This window comes from Micromonospora sp. NPDC023888, from assembly GCF_040639415.1.
Taxonomy (GTDB): domain Bacteria; phylum Actinomycetota; class Actinomycetes; order Mycobacteriales; family Micromonosporaceae; genus Micromonospora.
Genome location: NZ_JBEZZW010000010.1, coordinates 1 through 20,043, shown reverse-complemented (window position 1 = coordinate 20,043; position 20,043 = coordinate 1). Strand labels below are relative to the sequence as shown.

The 20,043-nt window shown below is 70.1% G+C and carries 14 protein-coding genes; 7 read left to right on the top strand and 7 right to left on the bottom strand.

Going from position 1 to position 20,043, the window contains the following annotated elements:
• Positions 1 to 27 precede the first annotated feature (27 nt).
• On the bottom strand, positions 28 to 2,802 hold the full coding sequence (locus tag AB0F61_RS11460; RefSeq protein ID WP_357807196.1) for a M14 family zinc carboxypeptidase: 2,775 nt from the start codon (positions 2,800 to 2,802) through the stop codon (positions 28 to 30).
• Positions 2,803 to 2,995: 193 nt separating this feature from the next.
• Here AB0F61_RS11460 and AB0F61_RS11455 point away from each other — a divergent pair, with 193 nt between their 5' ends.
• Positions 2,996 to 3,409 (top strand): hypothetical protein, encoded by a 414-nt coding sequence (locus AB0F61_RS11455; RefSeq protein ID WP_357807193.1) that lies wholly within the window; start codon positions 2,996 to 2,998, stop codon positions 3,407 to 3,409.
• Between the two features lie 9 nt (positions 3,410 to 3,418).
• Here the strand turns inward: AB0F61_RS11455 and AB0F61_RS11450 are convergent, their stop codons facing one another.
• Positions 3,419 to 4,744 carry a glycoside hydrolase family 18 protein gene (locus AB0F61_RS11450; RefSeq protein WP_357807190.1) on the bottom strand — a complete coding sequence of 442 codons (1,326 nt, stop codon included), beginning with the start codon at positions 4,742 to 4,744 and terminating at the stop codon, positions 3,419 to 3,421.
• 153 nt (positions 4,745 to 4,897) lie between these two features.
• Positions 4,898 to 5,317: a PPOX class F420-dependent oxidoreductase gene (locus AB0F61_RS11445; protein WP_357807188.1), complete on the bottom strand. Its 420-nt coding sequence runs from the start codon at positions 5,315 to 5,317 to the stop codon at positions 4,898 to 4,900.
• A 149-nt stretch (positions 5,318 to 5,466) separates the two neighbouring features.
• Here AB0F61_RS11445 and AB0F61_RS11440 point away from each other — a divergent pair, with 149 nt between their 5' ends.
• A complete protein-coding gene (locus tag AB0F61_RS11440; protein WP_357807185.1) occupies positions 5,467 to 6,360 on the top strand; it encodes an NAD(P)-dependent oxidoreductase in 894 nt (297 codons plus the stop codon).
• Positions 6,361 to 6,366: 6 nt separating this feature from the next.
• On the opposite strand, the gene AB0F61_RS11435 is transcribed toward AB0F61_RS11440, so the two are convergent.
• From AB0F61_RS11435 to AB0F61_RS11425, 3 genes are all read right to left on the bottom strand, one after another.
• Entirely contained in the window at positions 6,367 to 7,479 is a 1,113-nt protein-coding gene (locus AB0F61_RS11435; protein ID WP_357807183.1) for a glycoside hydrolase family protein, read from the bottom strand.
• Between the two features lie 178 nt (positions 7,480 to 7,657).
• Positions 7,658 to 10,204, bottom strand: a complete 2,547-nt coding sequence (locus AB0F61_RS11430) for a right-handed parallel beta-helix repeat-containing protein (protein WP_357807181.1) — start codon at positions 10,202 to 10,204, stop codon at positions 7,658 to 7,660.
• A 107-nt stretch (positions 10,205 to 10,311) separates the two neighbouring features.
• A complete protein-coding gene (locus AB0F61_RS11425) occupies positions 10,312 to 11,928 on the bottom strand; it encodes a family 16 glycoside hydrolase (protein WP_357807178.1) in 1,617 nt (538 codons plus the stop codon).
• A 122-nt stretch (positions 11,929 to 12,050) separates the two neighbouring features.
• Here AB0F61_RS11425 and AB0F61_RS11420 point away from each other — a divergent pair, with 122 nt between their 5' ends.
• Both AB0F61_RS11420 and AB0F61_RS11415 read left to right on the top strand, forming a co-directional pair.
• On the top strand, positions 12,051 to 12,551 hold the full coding sequence (locus tag AB0F61_RS11420; protein WP_357807175.1) for a hypothetical protein: 501 nt from the start codon (positions 12,051 to 12,053) through the stop codon (positions 12,549 to 12,551).
• Positions 12,552 to 12,757: 206 nt separating this feature from the next.
• Positions 12,758 to 14,737: a hypothetical protein gene (locus tag AB0F61_RS11415; RefSeq protein ID WP_357807172.1), complete on the top strand. Its 1,980-nt coding sequence runs from the start codon at positions 12,758 to 12,760 to the stop codon at positions 14,735 to 14,737.
• Positions 14,738 to 14,825: 88 nt separating this feature from the next.
• Here AB0F61_RS11415 and AB0F61_RS11410 read toward each other — a convergent pair whose 3' ends face one another.
• Positions 14,826 to 15,788 (bottom strand): AraC family transcriptional regulator, encoded by a 963-nt coding sequence (locus tag AB0F61_RS11410; protein ID WP_357807169.1) that lies wholly within the window; start codon positions 15,786 to 15,788, stop codon positions 14,826 to 14,828.
• A gap of 205 nt (positions 15,789 to 15,993) precedes the next feature.
• Between AB0F61_RS11410 and AB0F61_RS11405 the strand changes: the two genes are divergently transcribed.
• The 3 genes from AB0F61_RS11405 (at position 15,994) to AB0F61_RS11395 (ending at position 19,947) form a co-directional block, all read left to right on the top strand.
• Positions 15,994 to 17,556, top strand: coding sequence for an NAD(P)/FAD-dependent oxidoreductase (locus AB0F61_RS11405; protein ID WP_357807166.1), 1,563 nt, complete (start codon positions 15,994 to 15,996; stop codon positions 17,554 to 17,556).
• Positions 17,557 to 17,692: 136 nt separating this feature from the next.
• The gene (locus AB0F61_RS11400) at positions 17,693 to 18,892 is read left to right on the top strand and encodes a low temperature requirement protein A (RefSeq protein ID WP_357807163.1); all 1,200 of its coding nucleotides are present in this window, start codon (positions 17,693 to 17,695) and stop codon (positions 18,890 to 18,892) included.
• 158 nt (positions 18,893 to 19,050) lie between these two features.
• Entirely contained in the window at positions 19,051 to 19,947 is an 897-nt protein-coding gene (locus AB0F61_RS11395) for an acetyltransferase (protein WP_357807160.1), read from the top strand.
• The last annotated feature ends 96 nt before the right edge of the window (positions 19,948 to 20,043 follow it).

The following is a 20,043-nucleotide window of genomic DNA, read 5'->3' as shown; positions in this document are numbered from 1 at the left end:
GACGGGCGCTTCGCTGTGCGGGATTCGTCAGCCGACCACCGACCGCAGCGGCACCTTGGCCTCGCGTAGCGCGCGTACCAGCTCGCTCGCGAACGGGTGTTCGTCGACCTGGAGGCCCTGCGGGTTGGGGATCACCACGTACGCCGAGCTGTCCTTCGCGGACGTCCTCGCGTCGGTGGTGAAGCGTTCGACGATGGCCCGGGTGCGCGGCAGGTCGCTCGCCGCCACCTCGACGGTGATCGGCCGCCACCCGCCGCCCAGGTCCGGCGTGACCGGCGCGGCGGCGGCGCTGGCGCGCGCCGGGTCGATGCCCGCCGTGCGCCGGGCGGCCGGCGTGCCCGCTGGGTAGAGCAGCGCGTTGGCAACCAGGTGCAGGCCATTCTCGTTGTACGCCCGGAAGAGCGGATTGAACGCGAACAGCACCGCCCGCCCGGCACCGGTCGGCTCGTCGACCACTGCCGCCGTGCCCTTCAGGGCGTCCTCGCCGACGGTGTAGCCGTTGGCCCAGAACGTGTCACCCGTCGGGTAGCTGAGCACGTTCGTCCCGGTGGTGCTCGGGTTGAGGATCGGGTCGCTGTTGTTGAACTCGAAGTCCTCCGCCGGGCGTCCCAGCGCGACCGGGCTGTCGGTGTCCACGTCGACCCGCAGGTGCGAGCCGATCACCAGGTAGTCGGCCGGTTTGGTCTTCTCGGTGGTGGAGGTGAGCCCTGCGGCGCGGGCCAGCCGGGTGCCCTCGTTGCGCAGCCCGAGGTAGGTGTGGCCCTGGGCGATCCAGTCGCGCAGGTTGGCCTGACCGGTCGCGGTCAGGCCGCCGGTCGCGCTGCTGCCGTCGGGGACCAGCAGCACGGTACGCCCGGTGAACGCCTCGGTGTTGTCGTTGATGTCGGCAGTGGTGACCGCTGTGAGGTCGAGCCCCCACCGCTTGCCGAGGACGTAGCGGGCCTCGCCGTGCGAGCCGGAGGTGGTGGAGATGCCGGTGCCCTGGAACAGCCCCACGTCGGGCAGGGCGAGCGGGATGCCGGTGGGTCGCCCGCCCGGGGTGAGGGTCACCCCGAACGACTCGGCCAGCTCGTCGACAGTGCGGCTCAGCTTGGTCGCCGGGATGGCGACCCGGCTGGTCGTCAGGTCCCGTACGAGCGGAACGCCGCGACCGAGCAGGCTGAACGTCAGCTCCGCGGCGGCCGCCGAGTCGAGCGGGTACGTGTAGGAGCCCCACGGCCAGGCCGGGGCGGTCCGGCCGCCGGAGATCGCGCGGACGAGCTGGGCCTGCGGCCGGACGTTGTCGCCGGTGTAGATGGTGGAGATGCCCATCAGCAGCGGGTTGCTCCAGGACGACACGTCGTAGAAGTAGGGGAACGGCGTGTACGGGTCCTCGCCCATGATGGCCTGGATCCAGTGCTTCTGCGGCTGGTCCATCGGGATCCAGTACGCGCCCCTGGGCACCGTCACGTTCGTGGCGGTCCGCCCGCCGAAGACCCGCGCGGTCGGGACCCGGGTCGGCTTCTGCACCTCGTACACCTCGACGTCCATCCGGCGCAGCCGCTCGACGAGCTGGCGGACGTCGGCGAGCTGCCGGTCCGGCAGCAGGAAGTACGAGCGGATCTTGATGTCCGGTACGGGGAACTGGACCTCGTTCGTGGGCTGCACCACCTCGTTCGGCTCCAGGGTGCCCGCCCGGCCCTGAGCGAGCGCGTCGGTCCAGATGTCGAAGTAGCCGCTGAGCACCTCGCGCTTGTTCGCGGCGGCCCAACCCAACGTCGACCACTGGGTGTGGAACTGCTGCTGGACCCGGTCGGCCACCGCCGACCCGCTGCCCTTCTCGTACGTCATGCCGGCCGCGCCGAAGCCGGTGGTCGGCACCGTGTCGCCGTAACCCATGAAGAACATGTCGTACGTGTCGTAGTTGAAGTAGCACTCGGTGGTGACTGTCTCGTCGCAGGCGCCGTTGTAGCCGAAGCCGGCCTTGTTGGCCTCGCCGATCCGGTTGATCCAGTCCACCGCCTCGCCGGCGATCTCGTGGTGGATCGGGTCGGCGTTGGGCGGGAAGAAGTACTGCCGGCCGCCCATCTCGTGGGCGTCGACGAATACCTGCGGCGGGTAGCGGCGCAGCAGTTCGAGCTTGCCGTCGGTCTCCTGCTGGGTGCGGGCGAACCAGTCCCGGTTCAGGTCGAAGCCGAACTCGTTCTGCCGCCGGGTCGCGTCGCGGCCGTCCGGGTTCTGGGTCGGCACGATGATGGTGACCAGGTTGTCGTTGCGGTCCGCGACCGCGCAGGACAGGCCCGCCGCCAACTCGTACAGCGTCTTGAGGGCCGCGTCGGTGCCGCTCTTCTCGCCACCGTGCACGTTCGCCGTGACCCAGACGATGGCCGGGCTGTCCTTCGCCGTCCGGGCGGCCGTCCGCGCGCTGGTCCGACGTGGATCACGCAGGTCCCGTACGTCGTCGGCGATCCGGCGCAGCGCTGCGGGCCGCACGTTGCGCTCGTTCGACACCACCGCGTACGGCAGGGGCTGACCGGTCACGCTGGTGCCCAGCACTCCGGTGACGACCCGGTCCGAGGCGCGGTCGACAGCCGTCAGGTAGGTGCGGACCTCCTCGTTGGTGACGACCCGCTCCTGACCCACGCCGAGCGGGAAGCCGAACACGGCCTCCGGTGCGGGCACCGTGCCCAACCGGGCGGTCGGGTCGTCGACGCACGGTGCGGGCCGCGCGGCGCTCGCTGCCGGCGTGCCGCCGAGCAGGGGGGTCAGGCCGAGCAGGAGCGCGATCGTGGCGGCACCCGCCAGCCGTCTCGGGGGGACCATCCAGAACGGACGTGACGATGGGGCCATGTTTCGGGTCCCTTCTCGGGGAGAGCCTCGCAGTGGCCGGAGCCTATGAACCCGCCGACACGGCGGTCAAGGTCTGATCGACATTGCTGACTACACGGCGTGCCGGTTCCGATGCGGAGTGGCAGGATGGTGGCGTGTGCCTGTCGTCGTCTGAGGAGGAGGACACATGCCAGAGATGATCACCCTCTCGGTTCATCCGGATCTGCCGTCCGCCGATGCTCGGCGCTCTCTGGCGTCCTGGCTGCGCGCCGAGGACCGGCTGCGCGACGGGGTGACCTCGCCACCGACCGGTGAGCCACGGGCTGGTGAGACGCCGGCCGGTGAGACGCCGGCCGGTGAGCCGTCGGCCGACGGCACGTCCCCGCTGAGGGTGGCGGTCGACGACGCGGGCGCGGCCATGGTGCTGGTGCAGGCGATCGCCGGCTGGCTCATCCACCGCCGTGAGGACGTGACGGTGCGGCTCGCCCGGCCCAACGGATGGACGGCCGACGTGGACGTTCGTCAGGCGCGTGACATGGACCAGGTGACCGCGCTCATCGACGCCGCGGTGCGCGCGGTCACCCCTCAAAACAGTCCGTGAGGGATACCCCTACCAGGTCGTGAGGCCGAGCCCGATGGTCTTGGTCAGCGTGGCGTTGTCGTCGTCGCCGTCGAGCGACCAGATCATCGCGCCGGCCAGACCGGCTCGGCGGATGTAGAGCGTCTTCTGCAACACGACGGCCGGATCGTCGTACGTCCAGAACGTCGTACCGTCGAAGAGCCAGGCGTGCCCGGCGCGCAGGTCGCGGTGCACTGTGTAGCCGTTGCCGGCCAGGGTCTTGAGCTGTTTGTAGTCCTCGTAGCCGGGCTCGAAGGTGGCCGGCGCGGGCCCGGTGGCCGGTTGGAAGAGGCCGTTGCCGCCGCCGGTGACGCCGGTCCAGCCCCGACCGTAGTACGGGATGCCGAGAACGAGTTTGTCGCGCGGCGCGCCCCGGGCGATCCAGCCGTCGATGGCGACCTCGACGGAGAAGTCGGGGTTGTCCGGCGATCCGGCCGGTACGCGCAGCGCCGACTGCTGGTTGGCCACCGCCTCCCAGCCGCCGTGGAAGTCGTACCCCTGCACGGTGGCGAAGTCCAGGTACTTGAAGATCTTGCGGCCCTCGTAGCCGGCGTCCATGGTGGCCGGGTTGGCCGGCAGGAACGCGGTGAGCGGGTGGTGTGCCCGGGTCGTGCGTCCGTACGCGTCGAGCTGCCGGCGGAACTCGGCGAGCAGCTTGGTGAAGTTCTCCCGGTCCTCGGGGCGGATGACGTTGCCGGGCTCGCCCGCCCAGTTGGGCCACTCCCAGTCGAGGTCGACGCCGTCGAAGACCCCGGCGGCGGCGCCCGGGGCCCCCGGGAGGTTGCCCTTGAGGTAGAGGTCGATGCAGGACGCGACGAACGCCTTGCGGGAGGCGTCGGTGCGGGCCGCGTTCGAGAAGTACGTCGACCAGCTCCAGCCGCCCAGCGAGATCAGCACCTTGAGGTTGGGGTGCTTGGCCTTCAGTTTGGCGAGTTGGCCGAAGTTGCCGTTGAGCGCCTGACCGGGGGCGTCGGCGACGCCGTCGACGCTCTCCTCCGCGGGGACGGGTCGCTGGTAGTCGGCCCAGGCGTCGCCCTCGCCCGGCCCGCCGTCGAGGTAGCAGCGTCCGTCCTCGCTGACGTTGCCGAAGGCGTAGTTGACGTGGGTGAGGCGGCTCGCCGCCCCGGAGGTGTCGAGCTTCTTGACCGGGAAGGCCCGCCCGTAGATGCCCCACTGGGTGAAGTAGCCGACCCGGTGGTAGCCGGCGCGGCCTTGCTGGTGGTCACCGGCACTGGCGGCGGTGGGCGGGGTGGCGGTGATCAACAGGGTCGCCAGGGCGACGACGGCGGTGAGACGGCGGTGGCGGAACTGTCGCATCGGCACACTCCCACGTGGGTTGGCGCACAATCAGTAAAGACACTTATCTGATTGATGAAGTTAAGCCGACCACACTCCACGGTCAAGGGTTGACCGGTCGGTGCCCTGTCGCCCGGACGGCAGCCGTCCGGGCGACAGGGCGGGCGGCAGTGGTCAGCCGACCTGGTCGTTGTCCTTGAGCGAGCCCCAACCGTGCCAGCGGTCGATCTCGATCAGAGCGCTGACCCGGGCACGTTCCCGGCGCGGGTACGCGTTGCCGGTGTAGTGCTTCGACAACCGGTCGATGTCCGCCAGGTCCTCGTCGGCGCGCAGCTCGGCGACGTGCCCGATGATGCTGACGTGGGTGTACCAGCCGGCCTCGTCGAGCACGGTGAGCGACACCCGGGGATCGTTGCGGACGTGCTCCAGCCGGCGGCGGCTCTCGTCCATGTTCACCAGGATCCGGCCGTCCTCCCACAGGTACCAGGTGGCGGCGGAGACCGGCTGACCGCCATTGCGAAGCGTGGTCATCACGGCCGGGTTCGCCTTCTGGAGCATGGCGATCGCGGGCTCGGGCAGCGGTGGCTTGGACATGCAGTCTCTCCTCGTCGCGTCAGGGTTACCCCTGCACGTTACGCACCCAACCATCCTGACCACCGTGGTATGAGGAGTTGAGGCCCACCGCCGCAGGTGGCGCGGGACCCCCGTGCCGACCTCCGGCCCCTGGCGGCGAAGATGTGGTGATGACCAACTCCGCACTGCCCAGGCGTGTCGTCGTCACCGGTGCCACCGGCAAGCTCGGCCGTGCCGTGGTCGCCCACCTGCGTGCCGTGGGCGTCGACGTGCTCGCGGTGGACCGCGCCGGTGGCCGCGACCCGCGGGACGTCAACGGCGAGTTCCTCCTGGTCGACCTGACCGACTACGGGCAGGTGGTGGAGGCGTTCACCGGTGGTTCCGACGAGCACGCCGGTGGGGTGGAGGCGATCGTGCACCTGGCGGCGGTCCCGGCCCCCGGGCTGATGTCGAACGCGGCCACGTTCGCCAACAACTCCGCCGCCACGTACAACGTCTTCGCCGCGGCCAGGGCGGCCGGCATCAAGCGGGTGGTGTGGGCGTCGAGCGAGACGGTGCTCGGGCTGCCGTTCGACACCCCACCGCCGTACGCGCCCGTCGACGAGAAGTACGCGCCGCGGCCCGAGTCGACGTACTCGCTGAACAAGGCCCTTGAGGAGGAGATGGCCCGGCACTTCTGCCGCTGGGACCCGGAGCTGGTCATGGTGGGTCTGCGCTTCTCCAACGTGATGGACGTCGAGGACTACGCGCCGTTCCCCTCTTTCGACGCCGACCCGCGGCTGCGCCGGTGGAACCTGTGGGGTTACATCGACGCCCGGGACGGGGCCCAGGCGGTCGAGCGCGCCCTCGCCCACGACCGGCCCGGCGCCGACGTGTTCATCATCGCCAACGCCGACACCGTCATGAGCAGGTCCAGCGCCAGCCTGCTGGCCGAGGTCTACCCGGGCGTCGAGATCCGCAAGGAGCTGGGCGAGCACGAGACCCTGCTCAGCATCGACAAGGCACGCCGGGTCCTGGGATACGAGCCGCGCCACTCGTGGCGGGACCACGTGGATCAGGCGTAGCCGTCCTCAGCGCGCGGCCTGGTAGGCGCGGCCGACGGCGGTGGCCTCGCTGCCGGTGCGGAAGAGCCCGGTCTGGTCCTTGTCGGTGGCGGGCAGGCCGAACCACGCGTACCGGTGCAGCCAGGACAGGCCGCCCAGCATCCGGGTCGCCGCGGTGAGGAACGCGGCCTGCTGCGCCTGGGTCGGGAAGCGAACGCCGTTGGCGAAGTCGATCAGGGCGAACTCGGTGAGCCAGACCGGCAGCCGGTAACGGTCGTGCACCGCCTGGAGGTACGACCGGAGCTGGTTGACCGCGTTGGCGGTGGTGAAGTCGCCGCCGTACCAGTGCAGGGCGATGAAGTCGACGCGGTAGCCGCGCTGCTTCGCGCCGGCCATGAAGCGGTCGAGCCACTCGCCCGGCCGGTCACCGCCCCAGGCCACCGCGGGGCTGCCCAGCGGTAGCCCGGTCGCCTCCAACTGCGGCCACAGCTCCAACGCCTGCTCCACTGTCATCTCCGCCTGACCCTTCAGGTCCGGCTCGTTGAACCCGAGGAGGTAACCGCCGTTCTGCTTGGCCCGTTGCAGGTTGCCGGCGGTGACGCTCTTCGCCCCCCAGATCATCGGGACGAACTCGGCGTTCTTCGGGCTGGTGACGCCGGGGTGTGCCACGTCCCAGGTGTAGTACCAACTCGCCCCGGAGCTGGCCAGTGCCTGGCTGACCCCGTCGAAGGTCCACACGCCGACACCCTTGCGCTTCGAGGTCACCGCGGGTGCCGCCGGGGCGACCGAGCGCCCGGTCGTCGGCTTCGCCGTCGGCGTCGGGATCGGCGTCGCTGTCGCTCTCGTCGGGCTCGGCGTGGCAGTGGGTGTGGTAGCGGTGGCAGGTGCGGATACCGCGCCCGTGGCCAGCAGCTCGTCGACGGCCTGTGGGGCCGCCGCCGGAGCGGGCGCCGGCCCGGTCGGTTGGACCACGACGATCACCCCGGTCACCAGTACGACGACCACGGCGGCCACGGCGAGCGGCCACAGCAGCCGCCTCGCACCGATCGGGAGGCGGCCCAGCAACCCGCGTCCGGGTTGCGCGTGGACGCCCCGATTTCCCTTCGCGGCGTCCGTTCCACCCTGACCGGCTGTGCGCATCGTCTCGACTCCTCGGTGTGGTCGCATCGCTACCCGACGCGGTGGTGGCGGGAGATCTTGCCCCCACCTTCCCCTCAGGAGACTGGCCGCCCGGGCCGGGATAACGGTTTCTGCCCGGGTGAGCGGCAGGCGCACGGGAAGGGGGCGGCGGTCCGACGACCGCCGCCCCACCGGTGGGTCAGACAGTGATGCGTCCGGCGCCGGCACCCGCGGTGACGCTCGCCTTCACGCCGCTGGCGGCGTCGAGCTGGTAGGCGTACGGGATGGCGGCGACATCGCCGGCGCTCTCCGGCGCACCGGAGTTGACGAAGACGTTGTCGCGCTGGACGAGGTCGCCCGGGTCAGATTCGGCGTAGCCGACTGCGGTCGGCCGGGTCACGTTCTCGAAGTAGTTGCCCTCGACGAGCACGCCGGCCCCCATGGTGGACGCCACGCCGTAGTCCGCCCCGAAGTAGTAGTTGTTGAACACGTGCACCGGGTCACCGAACCGGACCCGGGGGTGCCGCTCCTTGCTGCCGTCGAACCAGTTGTGGTGGTAGGTCACGCGCAGGTGCCCGATGTCGGCCGTGAAGCCGTCGTCGTGGCCGAGCAACATGCTCTTGGTGTGGTTCATGACCCGGTTCCACGAGACGGTCACGAAGTCGGACTCCCGCTTGATGTCCAACGCGCCGTCGTAGCCGCCGTCGAAGGTGTTGTGGTCGATCCAGACGTTGCGCGAGTTCTGTACGTTCACCGCGTCGTCGTCCCAGCCCCGGAAGGTGAGGTTGCGGATGATGACGTTTGTGGCGCTGCTGACGTTCAGGCCGTTGTCGAGCGTGGCGTTGCCGACGCCGAGCACTGTCTTGTTGGAGCGGACGTCGTTCATCTTGTCCGGCATGGTGAGCGAGCCCTGCACCCGAATGACCAGCGGTGCCGCCGACTCCAGGGCGTCGGCGAGCGCCGGGCCGTCGGAGACGGTGACCGTCTGACCACCCGCGCCGCCGGTGGTGCCACCGTTCTGGGTGGCCCAGCCGACCAGGCCGGTCTGCGGCGGGGTGGTCGGCGGCGGGGTAGTCGGGGCCGGGGTGGTCGGGGGAGGGGTGGTCGGGGCAGAGGTCGTCGGGGGCGGGGTGGTCGGCCCGCCCGGCAGGCCGACCCTGCCGACCCCGGCCTGCGCGGTCACCACGGCCTTGATGTCGCAGGCGGTGGTGATGGTGTACGCGTACGGCGGGTTGGTCACGCTGCCGCCGGTCTCGCCCGCGCCCGAGTTGACGAGGCAGTTGTTGCGGGCGACGAGCCGACCGGGGCCGGAGTCGGCCTCGGCCAGGTGGTACGGGTCGTCGACGTTCTCGAAGTAGTTGCCCTCCACGATCACGCCGGAGTTCTCCGTCGCGGCGACGCCGTAGTCACCGGTGTTGAGGTAGTAGTTGCTGTAGACGTGCACCTGGTCGCCGAAGCGGACGCGGGGGTTGCGTTGGCGGGTCTCGTCGAAGAAGTTGTGGTGGTAGGAGACCTTCAGCCGCCCGGTGTCCTGGGCGGCGTTGCCGTCGTCGTGCCCGAGCAGCATGTTCTTGTTGGTGCCGTCGGCGTGGTTGTAGGACACCGTCACGTACGACGAGCCGCGCTTGATGTCGAGGCCGCCGTCCGAGCCGGTGGTCCAGGTGTTGTGGTCGATCCAGATGTGGTGGGAGAACATCTGCACGTTCATCGCGTCGTCCGCCCAGTTGCGGAAGTTCAGGTTGCGCAGGATGACGTTGTGGACGGCGTTCGCCGGCGGGCTGGTGACCGCGTTGTCGATCGGCAGGCCGATGTTGAGGCCACCGCCGGTGAAGCCCGAGTTGGCGCCGAGCCCGACGACCGTCTTGTCCGAGGTGACCTCGTGCATCGGGCCGGGCAGGGCGATCAGGCCGCTGACCTGGATGATCTTCGGGCCGGCCGAGGCCGCCTCGGCGACGAACTGCGCCGCGGTGGTCACCGTGACGGTCGGGCCGCCGGCCCCACCGGTGGTGCCGTTCTGACCCCAGGCGTCGACCGAGGCCCAGCCGTCGGCCACGTTCGTGCCCGGGTTGCCGGTCGGGGTTGGCGTCGGGGTGGTCGGGTCCGGTCCGGGGGTAGCGGTGGTGACCTGGACGTTGTCGACGTTCGCGCTGGCGTTGAAGGTGGCCACGCCGATCCGGCCGCTGGCGAACTGGCTGTCGGTCGCCTCGGTCAGCAGCGTGCCGTTGACGTAGCCCTTCAGCGAGCTGCCCGCGACGTCGATCCGCAGCGTGTACGCGGTGCCGACCGTCACCGTGGTGCTGGCGCTGTCCAGCGTGGTGCTGGAGCCGCCGCTGAGCCGCTTGAGCTCGACGGTGTTGTTGCTGCGCAGGGCCAGGTAGTAGTAGCTGGTGCTGCTCTGCGCCCGGGCCAGTAGCGCGACGAAGCGGTTGGAGCCGTTGAACGCGGTCGGTTTGACGGTGGCCTGGACCGAGTAGTCGGTCCAGCTCGCCGTACCGGCCAACGACCGGGCGTCGCTGCTGGTGCCGGACTGCCGGTAGACGCGGGAGCCGTCGGTGGCGACCGTCCAGCTGCCCCCGGACGCGGTCCATCCGGTGGCGTTGCCGTCCTCGAAGTCGTCGGTGAAGAGGGTGTCGGCGTAGGCGCCGGTGGCGCCCATGCCGAGGGCGAGGGCGACCGCGGCGAGCGCGGCCCCGATCGTGATCAAGAGACCTCGGCGATGCCTTCGCCAGGTGTCGGTGGTGTGCACGGAACCTCCTTGGTGGTGGTAATTAATCGATAGACATCAATTAATGTGAGCGGCGTGGTCCCTTGCTGGCTGGGGCCGGTGCCGTCGTCCGGCCCCCGTCGCCGCTGCTAGTAGCCGAGCTTTCCGGTGCCGGAGCCGGCCGAGACGACCGACTTGATCGTGTTCGGGTCGGTGACGGTGTAGGGGTAGTAGGTGCTCGGCTCCTGCACCGTGCCGCCCGCGTCACCCGGCTCGCTGGTGCCGGCGAGCACGTTGTTCCGGGCGATCAGCCGACCCTTGGCCCCGGCGTAGCTGATCGACCACGGCACCTCGACGTCCTCGAAGTAGTTGCCCTCGACCACGCAACCCGAATTGAGCTGGCAGGCGACCCCGACGTCGGTGTTGTAGACGAAGTAGTTGTTGAACACGTGCACCGGCTCACCGAAACGGACCCGTGGGTTGCGCTGCGGCGTCCGGTCGAACCAGTTGTGGTGGTAGGTCACCTTCAGATAGCTGGTGTCCTGGGCGGCGTTGCTGTCGTCGTGTCCGAGCAGCATGTTCTTGGTGTGGTGATGGGTGTGGTTCCAGGAGACCGTGACGTAGCTGGCGCCGCGCTTGATGTCGATCAGACCGTCGTATCCGTACGCCAGGTCGTTGTGGTCGATCCAGATGTGGTGCGAGAACATCTGCACGTTTATCGCGTCGTCCACCGTGTTGCGGAAGTTCAAATTACGGACGATCACGTTGTGCACGGCGTTGGCCGGTGGGCTGGTCGCGGTGCTCACCGGCAGGCCGATGTTCAGGCCGCCGCCGGTGATGCCCGAGCTGGCACCCACGCCGACGATCGTCTTGTCCGAGGTCACGTCGTGCATCGGGCCGGGCAGTGCGATCACTCCGCTGACCCGGATGTTCAACGCGCCGACGGTGCCGATCGCGGCGAGGAACTCGGCGGCGGTGTCGACGGTGACGGTCGGGCCACCCGCGCCGCCGGTGGTGCCGTTCTGGCCGAGCGCGTTCACCGACGCGAAGCCGATCGGCGGTGCGCCCGGGTCCAGTGGCGGCTCGGTGGGTGGCAGCGTCGGCTCGCCCGGCGGTTCCCCGGGCGCCCCGGTCTCGGTGTCCACCCGGACGTCGTCGAAGGAGGCGCTGGCGTACGACGTGGCGAGCCCGGCCCGGCCGGTGGCGAACGCGCTGTCGGTCGCCTCGACCACCAGCGCGCCGTTGACGTAGCCCCGCAGTGTGCTGCCCACTGCCTCCAGTCGCAGCGTGGCCCAACTGCCGGTGGTCACGCCGCCGGCGGCCGAGTCGAGCGCCACCGGGTCTCCGCCGGCCCGCTTGAGCAGTTGCACGCCGCCGCTGGCGGTGACCGCCAGCGCGTAGTAGCTGCTGCTGTTCTGTGCTCGGGCGATCACCCCGGCGTGCCGGTTCGTGCCGCCGAACCCGGTGGGCCTGATCCGCGCCTGGACGCCGTAGTCCGCCCAGCCCGGGGCGGGGGTCAACGCCCGGGCGTCGCTGCTGGTGCCGGACTGCCGAAAGGCCAGTGAGCCGTCGGTCACCACCGACCAACTGCCCCCGGACCGCGACCAACCGGTCGAGTTGCCGTCGGAGAAGTCGTCACCGAACAGCGTGTCGGCGAAGGCGGGCGGGGTGGCGACGAGCACCGCCGCGGCGGCGAGCGCACCGGCGGCCAGCGTCGCGGCGATCAGCCGCGGCCCCGGCCGACCCCGAGGGTTCGTTGATTTCATCATGGGCCTCCCTGATGGTGGTGGCGGGCTCAGATATCCGTCGGCGTAACGGATAGGAAATGAGCCATACCCGAACGGTAGGGAGACATAGTGGTGAGAGTCAATGCATTGAGTGTGCAGGTATGTTGCAGCCTATTCGGGAAATGCGTATTGCCCGGCCGCTGGCGGCCGAGCTGACCAATATTCGGTCCGGTTCTCACCGAACAGTCGTGCGCGTTATTCGCAGTCTCTCAACGCTTTTTCGCGACGGCTGGTGTTCGATTGTCGGGCTCTTTCCTCGATCAACCGGGTCGTTCGTGGCGCGGGTCCGGCGGGTGGCCTCGGCCGGCGCCTGCCGACAGCCGAACAACCCGCCGCGCGGTGCGGCAGGGGTGCCGGCGCGGGTGTGGAGGCCGCGGTCGATGGCCCCGACCGGCACCGGCACTCACCCCCCGAGCCTGCAAAGGTTTGCAGCGAAGGAATCACAGAAGCTGGATCGACGTCAATGCCCTGTCGCGAACCTGCGGCATTTATCCGCGTTGGTGAGGATGGGTGCCGTGCTGCTGCCGCCTGCCGGTGGCGAGATGAGCAACGTAGACCATGATCAATGCAACAACCGTTTGCAGGAAACGAAGATCCGTTGATTGACATGAATTAATCACCGTGCCTAGCATGGGTGCTGGAAAGCGCTTTCCGACCTCGCCACCCACCGCCACGGATCGCCGGCCGATCCGGCGCTCGCCCCTGCCCCGTGACGCCGACGTCCAGGCGTCGCGGACCGGCTCGGGCCCGCCGCCGCGGCCCGTCGGACGCCGCCCGGTCCGCGATTCGCCCCGCGAAAGGCAGCCAGATGTTCGCCACGTCCGCTCGCCGTGCCCCGTCGCGCTGGTGGTCCCTCGCCGCCGTCGGGCTCGCCACCGTCCTGCTCACTCCGCCCGGGCTGGCCGAAGCCAGCCCCACCGCCGCGGCGAACCCCGCCACCAGCGCCGTGGCCGGTCCCGCCGACGGCTTCGCCAGTGTCGCCGCACTCGGCCAGACCGGCACCACGGGTGGAGCCGGCGGACCCACAGTCACCGTCACCACCACCGCCCAGTTCCTGGACTACATCGCCCGGCCAGGGCCCTACGTCGTCCAGGTCTCCGGCACCATCAACCTGCCCGCCGGCACCAGCGACGGAATGCACGACGTCGCCTCGGACAAGACCATCATCGGCCTCGGCGCCACCGCCACACTCTCCGGCGGAGGACTGAACATCGGTGTGCCGGTCGACGACGACGTCACCGCACCACCGGCGAACGCGGTGCACAACATCATCATCCGCAACCTGCACCTGACCGGCGCGAGCGACGACCTGATCAACGTGCAGATGTTCTCCCACCACATCTGGATCGACCACAACGAGTTCTCGAACGGCGACGACGGCGCGGTCGACATCAAACGGGGATCCGACTTCGTCACCGTCTCCTGGAACCACTTCCACGACCACGACAAGACGTTGTTGCTGGGCCATGACGAGGACGCCGGCCCGCAGGACATCGGCCGACTGCGGGTCACCTACCACCACAATTTCTTCGACCGATCCGACCAACGCAACCCCCGGGTGCGCTTCTCCGCGCTGGCCCACGTCTACAACAACTACTACTACGACAACAGCTACGGAGTCGCGTCCACCTACGACGCCGCCGTGCTGATGGAGAACAACTACTTCTACTCCGTCAACAACCCAGGACGGGTGGAATTCAGCGGGGACCTGGGCCGGATCGTGGCACGGGGAAACATCCTCGTCGCCTGCAACCATCCGATCGAGACCCGTGGCACCGTTCCCGATCCGCGCGGTTACTACCCGTACCAGCTCACCTCCGCCGCCGACGTCCCGACCACCGTTCCGGCCGGTGCCGGGGTGGGCAAGCTGCCGTCGACGCTCGCCGCCGCCTCGCCGAGCGCGGTGCCGGCCGGTCAGCCGGACGGGTTCGCCAGCGTCGTCGCGCTCGGCCAGAACGGCACGACCGGCGGGGCCGGCGGCCCGGTGGTCACCGCGACAAACGCGGCGGACTTCCTCGACCACATCGACACCATCGGACCGATGGTCATCCAGGTCAGCGGCGTGATCCGGATCAGCAGCAAGCAGGGGGTACGGCCGAACAAGACGATCATCGGTGTCGGGAACGCCGAGATCACCGGGGGTGGGCTGGACTTCTACCGGTCCTACAACGTGATCGTCCGCAACATCAACTTCACGGGGGCCGAGGACGACGCGATAAACGTCGGGCAGAACTCGCACCACATCTGGATCGACCACAACCGCTTCGCCGGCGCCATCGACGGCTCGGTCGACATCGTTCGGGGGGCCGACTACGTGACGGTGTCCTGGAACCACTTCGACCACGCCGACAAGAGCATGCTGATCGGGCACTCCGACGGCGCGGCGTCCACCGACATCGGGCACCTCAAGGTGAGCATCCACCACAACTTCTTCGACCACAGCCGCCAACGCCATCCCCGGGTCCGGTTCGGCGATCCGGTGCACGTCTACAACAACTACTTCCTCGGCAATTCCCTCTACGGCGTCGCGTCGACGGAGAATGCCGGCGTCCTGGTGGAGGGCAACTACTTCCGGGACGTCCCGTACCCGCTGCACTCCGCGAGCGGATACGCCGACAGCGGGCCGGGCCGCGCCGTGCAGCGGGGCAACGTCTTCGTCAACTCCGGCCAGCCCGAGACCGCCGGCACGGTGGTCGAGCCGCGGACCTACTACCCGTACCAGCTCGACCCCGCGGCAGATGTCCCGGCGCTGGTCACCGCAGGTGCCGGAGTCGGTCGGCTGGCCTGACGTCTGCGCCGTCGTACCGTTCCAGCCGGCACCGGGAACGGTACGACGGCGCGGCGATCGGCCCGGCGGCAACCCGACCGGACCACCGTCAGCGGCGCAGGGTCGTGGACGGTGCCTCGCCGAACCGGGTCCGATACTCGGTCGCGAACCGACCGAGGTGCACGAACCCGTGCCGCAGCGCGACGGTCGTCACCGAGACCCCCGGCTCGGCCGCCCGCAGGGACCGGTGCGCCGCGTCGAGGCGACAGGCCCGCAGGTACGCCGTCGGGGTTGTCCGCAGCTCCCGCCGGAAGCAGTCCTGCAACGTTCGTACGCTTACCCGCAACGCCTCGGCGACATCACCGACGGTCAGTGCCTCGCCGTGGTGGTCGGCGATCAGGGCGCAGGCCCGGCGGACGAGCCGGCCGGGGTTGGGGTGGTGGCCTCGCTCCGCGAACAGGTCGGAATGGGTGTGCCGGTGGGCCAGCAACAGTTGGCCGATGAGCCCCTGCTCGAAACGGGCGGCGACCTGCGGGTGGTCGAACAGGGACGCGTCCGTCGGCTGTGCCAGCTCGTCGGCGAGGAACGCCACCCCGCGCGCCCACGCCTGCGCGGTCGGCGTGGTCATGACCATGCCGATGTCGAAGCGGACCGGGTCGTCCACCGGGCGGCCCAGGAGGCGGGTGAGTTCCCGGTCGACGGCGCGCCGGTCGGCGTAGAAGATCCGATGTGGCGACCCCTCGGACCACCGCATGTCCGACGGGTCGTACGGGGACAGGACGGAGGCGACGTCGGGTGTCGAGGTCACGGTGTGGCCGGAGTGCCGGACCAGCGTGCTGCCGGCCCGGGGGATCTGGACGAGATAGAAGCTCTCCAGGGCGGGGGGTTGGATCCGTACCGCCTGCCCGTAGTCCAGGTCGATGACGCCCACCCCGCCCACCCGGCGTGCCGCCATCCGCAGCTCGACGGTGCGCACCCCCGCCTGCGGGGTGAGCCGGTGCGGACAGAAGACCTTGCCGACCTCGGCGCGGGCCTGGTCGACGTCCTGCGTCCGGACCGTCACGGCCTCCATCCGACCCCTCCCGGGCGTCCTGGTGCGCTGACCATAAGGCGGGACCGGGAGGGACGGTGCCGGAATGCCGTGCACCCGACACGGGCCGGTCCGCTGCGCGCAGCGGACACACCTCGCGCGCACTGGATAGCGACGGTCGCGGCCTGCTCGTTAGCGTGCGCTCACCACCGCTGCCGCTGTGGTTCACGCGCTTGGGGAGGATGCCATGAGGATTGCCGTCGTCGGCGCCGGATTCGCCGGGCTGAGCGCAGCGAAGGTGCTGCGGCAGAGCGGGTTCGACGTCACCGTGTTCGAGAAGGCGCCGGACGTGGGTGGGGTGTGGAGTCGCACCCGGCGTTATCCCGGCCTGCACACGCAGAACGACAAGGGCACCTATCACCTGTCCGACCTGCCGATGCCCGCCGACTATCCGCAGTGGCCCTCGGGTGAGCAGGTCCAGCGGTACCTCGAGAGCTACGTGGCGAAGTTCGGGCTCGCCAGCGTGCTGAAGCTGTCCACGGAGGTGGCCTCCGCCGAGCTCATCAACGACGACACCGGGTGGCTGATCACGTCGCGGCCGACGGGCGCCCAGGGCCCGGTGACGGTGCAGCGGTACGACCACCTGATCGTCGCCAACGGCATCTTCTCCGACCCGGTCGTTCCGTCGTTCGACGGGCACGCGGGCTTCGCCGCCGCCGGTGGGCGAGTCCTGGCCACGGGGGAGTTCCACGACGTCGAGGCGGCCCGGGGCAGGAACGTCCTCGTCGTCGGGTACGGCAAGTCGTCCTGCGACGTGGCGGTCCCGCTGAGCGACCTCGCCGCCCAGACCCACGTGGTGGCCCGGGGCCTGCTCTGGAAGATGCCCCGCAAGCTCGGCGGCGCGCTCAACTACAAGTACCTGCTGCTCACCCGGATGGGTGAGGCCCTGTTCCGCTACCTCCACCTGAAGGGCTTCGAGCGGTTCCTGCACGGTCCGGGTAACGGCCTGCGCCAACGGATGGTCGACAGCGTCGGCTCGGTCGCGACCAGGCAGCTCAAACTGCGTGAGCTGGGTCTGGTGCCGAAGGGCAGCTTCGAGGACATCGCCCGCAGCACGGTCAGCCTCGCCACGGAGGGCTTCTTCGAGCGCGTCGCCGACGGTCGCATCGTCGTACACCGCGACCAGGAGATCACCGAACTGCTTGTCCAGGACGGCCGGCCCGCCGCGCGCCTGGCCGACGGCACGGTGCTCCCCGCCGACCTGGTGATCTGTGGCACCGGCTTCCGCCAGCACGTGCCGTTCTTCGACGACGCGCTGCACGCCCGGCTGGAGGACGACGCGGGCAACTTCCAGCTCTACCGCCAGATTCTGCCGATCGGCGTGCCACGGCTGACGTTCGCCGGCTACAACTCGTCGTTCTTCAGCCCGCTCGGCGCGGAGATGGCGGCGGTGTGGACGGCCGCGTACCTGCGCGGTGGGATCACCCTGCCGGCCGAGGCCCGGATGCGCGACGAGGTGCGCGCCCGGCTGGCCTGGATGGCGGCGCGCACCAACGGGCGGCACGCCCGTGGCACGAACATCATCCCGTTCTCGATGCACAACATCGACGAGGTGCTCGACGACCTGGGGCTCAACCTCGGCCCGCTGACCCGGGCCCGGCAGTGGCTGCTCCCCGTGGACCCCCGCTCCTACCGGGGGGTGACGGCACGAATGATCGCCCGTACCGCCGGTGGGGGCGAGGGGGCGCCGGCCCGGTCCGCGGGTGGGGCTATCCGGCATAACCACGAAGACTCTCATATACCCGGATAAAGTACGCAGGAGGAATCAGGCGGCACGGTCGGCGAGAGGGTCCGGGACGATGGCAGCGGAGCAGGTCGCCGAACACCGTCACCGCCCCGGCGTGCCCGTGCCGGCGGCTCTGGCCGGCTGAGCTGTCCCGCCGTCCGTGCTGACGCGCCCCGGGTTCCTGCGTGGGCTCGGCGACAGCAGGAGCCCCGACTCGGCGACAGTCCTGGAACTGCTGTTCGACATCGTCTACGTCTTCGCGCTCGCCCGCCTCGCCGGGCGGGTGGCGGACGACCTGACAATCGTCCGGCACACGCTGCTGTCGGAGGCGGGCCAGACGGTCCTGTTCTTCACGGCGATGTGGATGATCTGGTCGCTCAACGCCCTGCTGGCGAGCACCTACGACCCTCGCCGCGCGGACCTCCAGGCCGTCCTGCTGGCGACGATGTTCGGCACGCTGGTGCTGGCCGTCTCGTTGCCGGAGGCGTTCGGCAGGCGCGGCGTGGTGTTCTCGTGCACCTACGTCCTCATCCAGATCGGTCGACCGCTCTTCCTGACGTTCGCCCTGCGTGGTCACCCGGCTCGGGCGATGGCGGTCCGGGTGTTGACCTGGCACACGGCCTCCGGCGTGCTCTGGATCAGTGGCGGCATCAGCGGTGGCCTCGGTCGGGGGGTCTTCTGGACCCTCGCGCTCGCCGTCGAGCTCACCGGCGCCGCCACGACCTGGCCCGTACCGTCACTCGGCACGAAGTGGTTCAGCAGGACGGGGGTCGCCGTCTCCCACGTACACCTCGCGGAGCGCTACAACCAGTTCTTCATGATCGCTCTCGCCGAGGTGGTGCTCGAAGCCGGCGCCGCCGTCAGTTTTCCGGGCTTCACCATGAACGGGACCGTCACCCTCGTCGCCGCCTTCGTGACGGCTGTCTCGTTCTGGCGGATCTACTTCTACCACGTCCGGTCCGGTCAGGCCGCGACCCCGGGCGGGCAGGGGATCCAGCTGTCGCGGTGGGCGAGCTACAGCCTGCTGATCATCGTCGGGGGCATGATCTGTACGGCGGTCGGCTTCGGGCAGGTCATCGAGGACCCGCACCCGCCGATCGACTGGGCCCTGGTCGTCATCATGTTCGGTGGCCCGGTGCTGTTCCTGATCGGGCGGAGCTTCCTGGAGAAGGAGAGCCCATCCGCGCCGCGCTGCCGGATGCTGTACGTCGGTGCGGGGGCGCTGCTGGTGGCGGCGCTACCGATGGTGCTGCTCCCGCCGGTCGCCGTGGCGGCCTCGGCGGCGCTGATCCTGGCCACCATCGCCGTCTTCGACCAGCGAGCCCACCGGCGTGGGTCGGAGACCAACCCGACGCTGTGACGATCCATTGCGGCTCGACGACTGCCCCGCGTATGGTCTGCTGGCACGCCGTCGAGCTGGAAGGAGGTCAGAACAATGTCCGATGTTCTGCGCCCCCTCCGCGCTCCGGCGTCCGCGCGGATCTGATCCGGGGCGCGCGCTTCCCGGAGGCCCCACCCATGACTGATCTGGTCATCCGTCCGCTCGTCGCGGGCGAGGAAAATCTGTTCGACTCCATGCCTGATCCGCTGCCCCAACTGCGCCAGGTCGGCTACGCCGACGGGATCGCCGGCGGCGGCTACCGACCCGAGACCACCTGGGTCGCCCTGCGCGCCGGCCGGGTGGTCGGCCGGGCCGCCTGGCTGCTCCCGCCGGGCGCTGTCGGCGCCCCCTGGCTGGAGCGGTTCGATCTCGACGCCGAGCCGGAGGTGGGTGCCGAGTTGCTGCGCGCCGCCCACGAGGCGCTCGGCGGTCCCGGCCGGTACTACGCCGCGCTGCCGGCGCACTGGCGCCGACGAGCGGAGGTGCTGGCCGTGGTACGGGCGCCGATGGCGGCGGCCCGGCTCGCCGGCCTGGTGGAGCAGGGGGAGCGGCTCAGGTGTTCCTGGGCCGGCACCCCGCTCCCGGCGTCCTCCGGGCGCTACGACTTCCGGCAGCCCGCCGACACGGCGGAGATCAGTGCCCTGGTCGCCCGGATCGCCGAGCCGGACGTGCTGACCGGCGTCGAGATCGCGCGGGCGGTCGCCGGCGTCGACCTGGCCACCGACCCGCTGGCCTGGCTCGGCGACACGGCCGAGGAATGGCGGATCGCCCTTGATGCCGGGGAGCCGGTGGGTCTGGTCGGCACGGCCGGAGACGCCTGCTACCCGCTGCTTGCCTATCTCGGCCTGCTCGACGAGGCGGCCCGACCCGAGCTGCTGGCCGAGGCGGTCCGGGTGCTGGCCGCCGGCGGCGCCCGGGAGGTCATCGCCGACGTGGACGCCCACCGGGTGGCGGTGCTCGCGGAACTGGAACGGACCGGGTTCCGGCAGTTGCGCTCCAGGGTCGCCTTCGCGCCGCCGGACGGTCAGGAGTAGATGGGGAACAACGCGCGGGCCTGGCTGGTTGTGGAGGGTGTCGGTGTGACTCAGTGTCCCCGGGCCTCACCTAATATCGCCTTCGCGGAATACCGT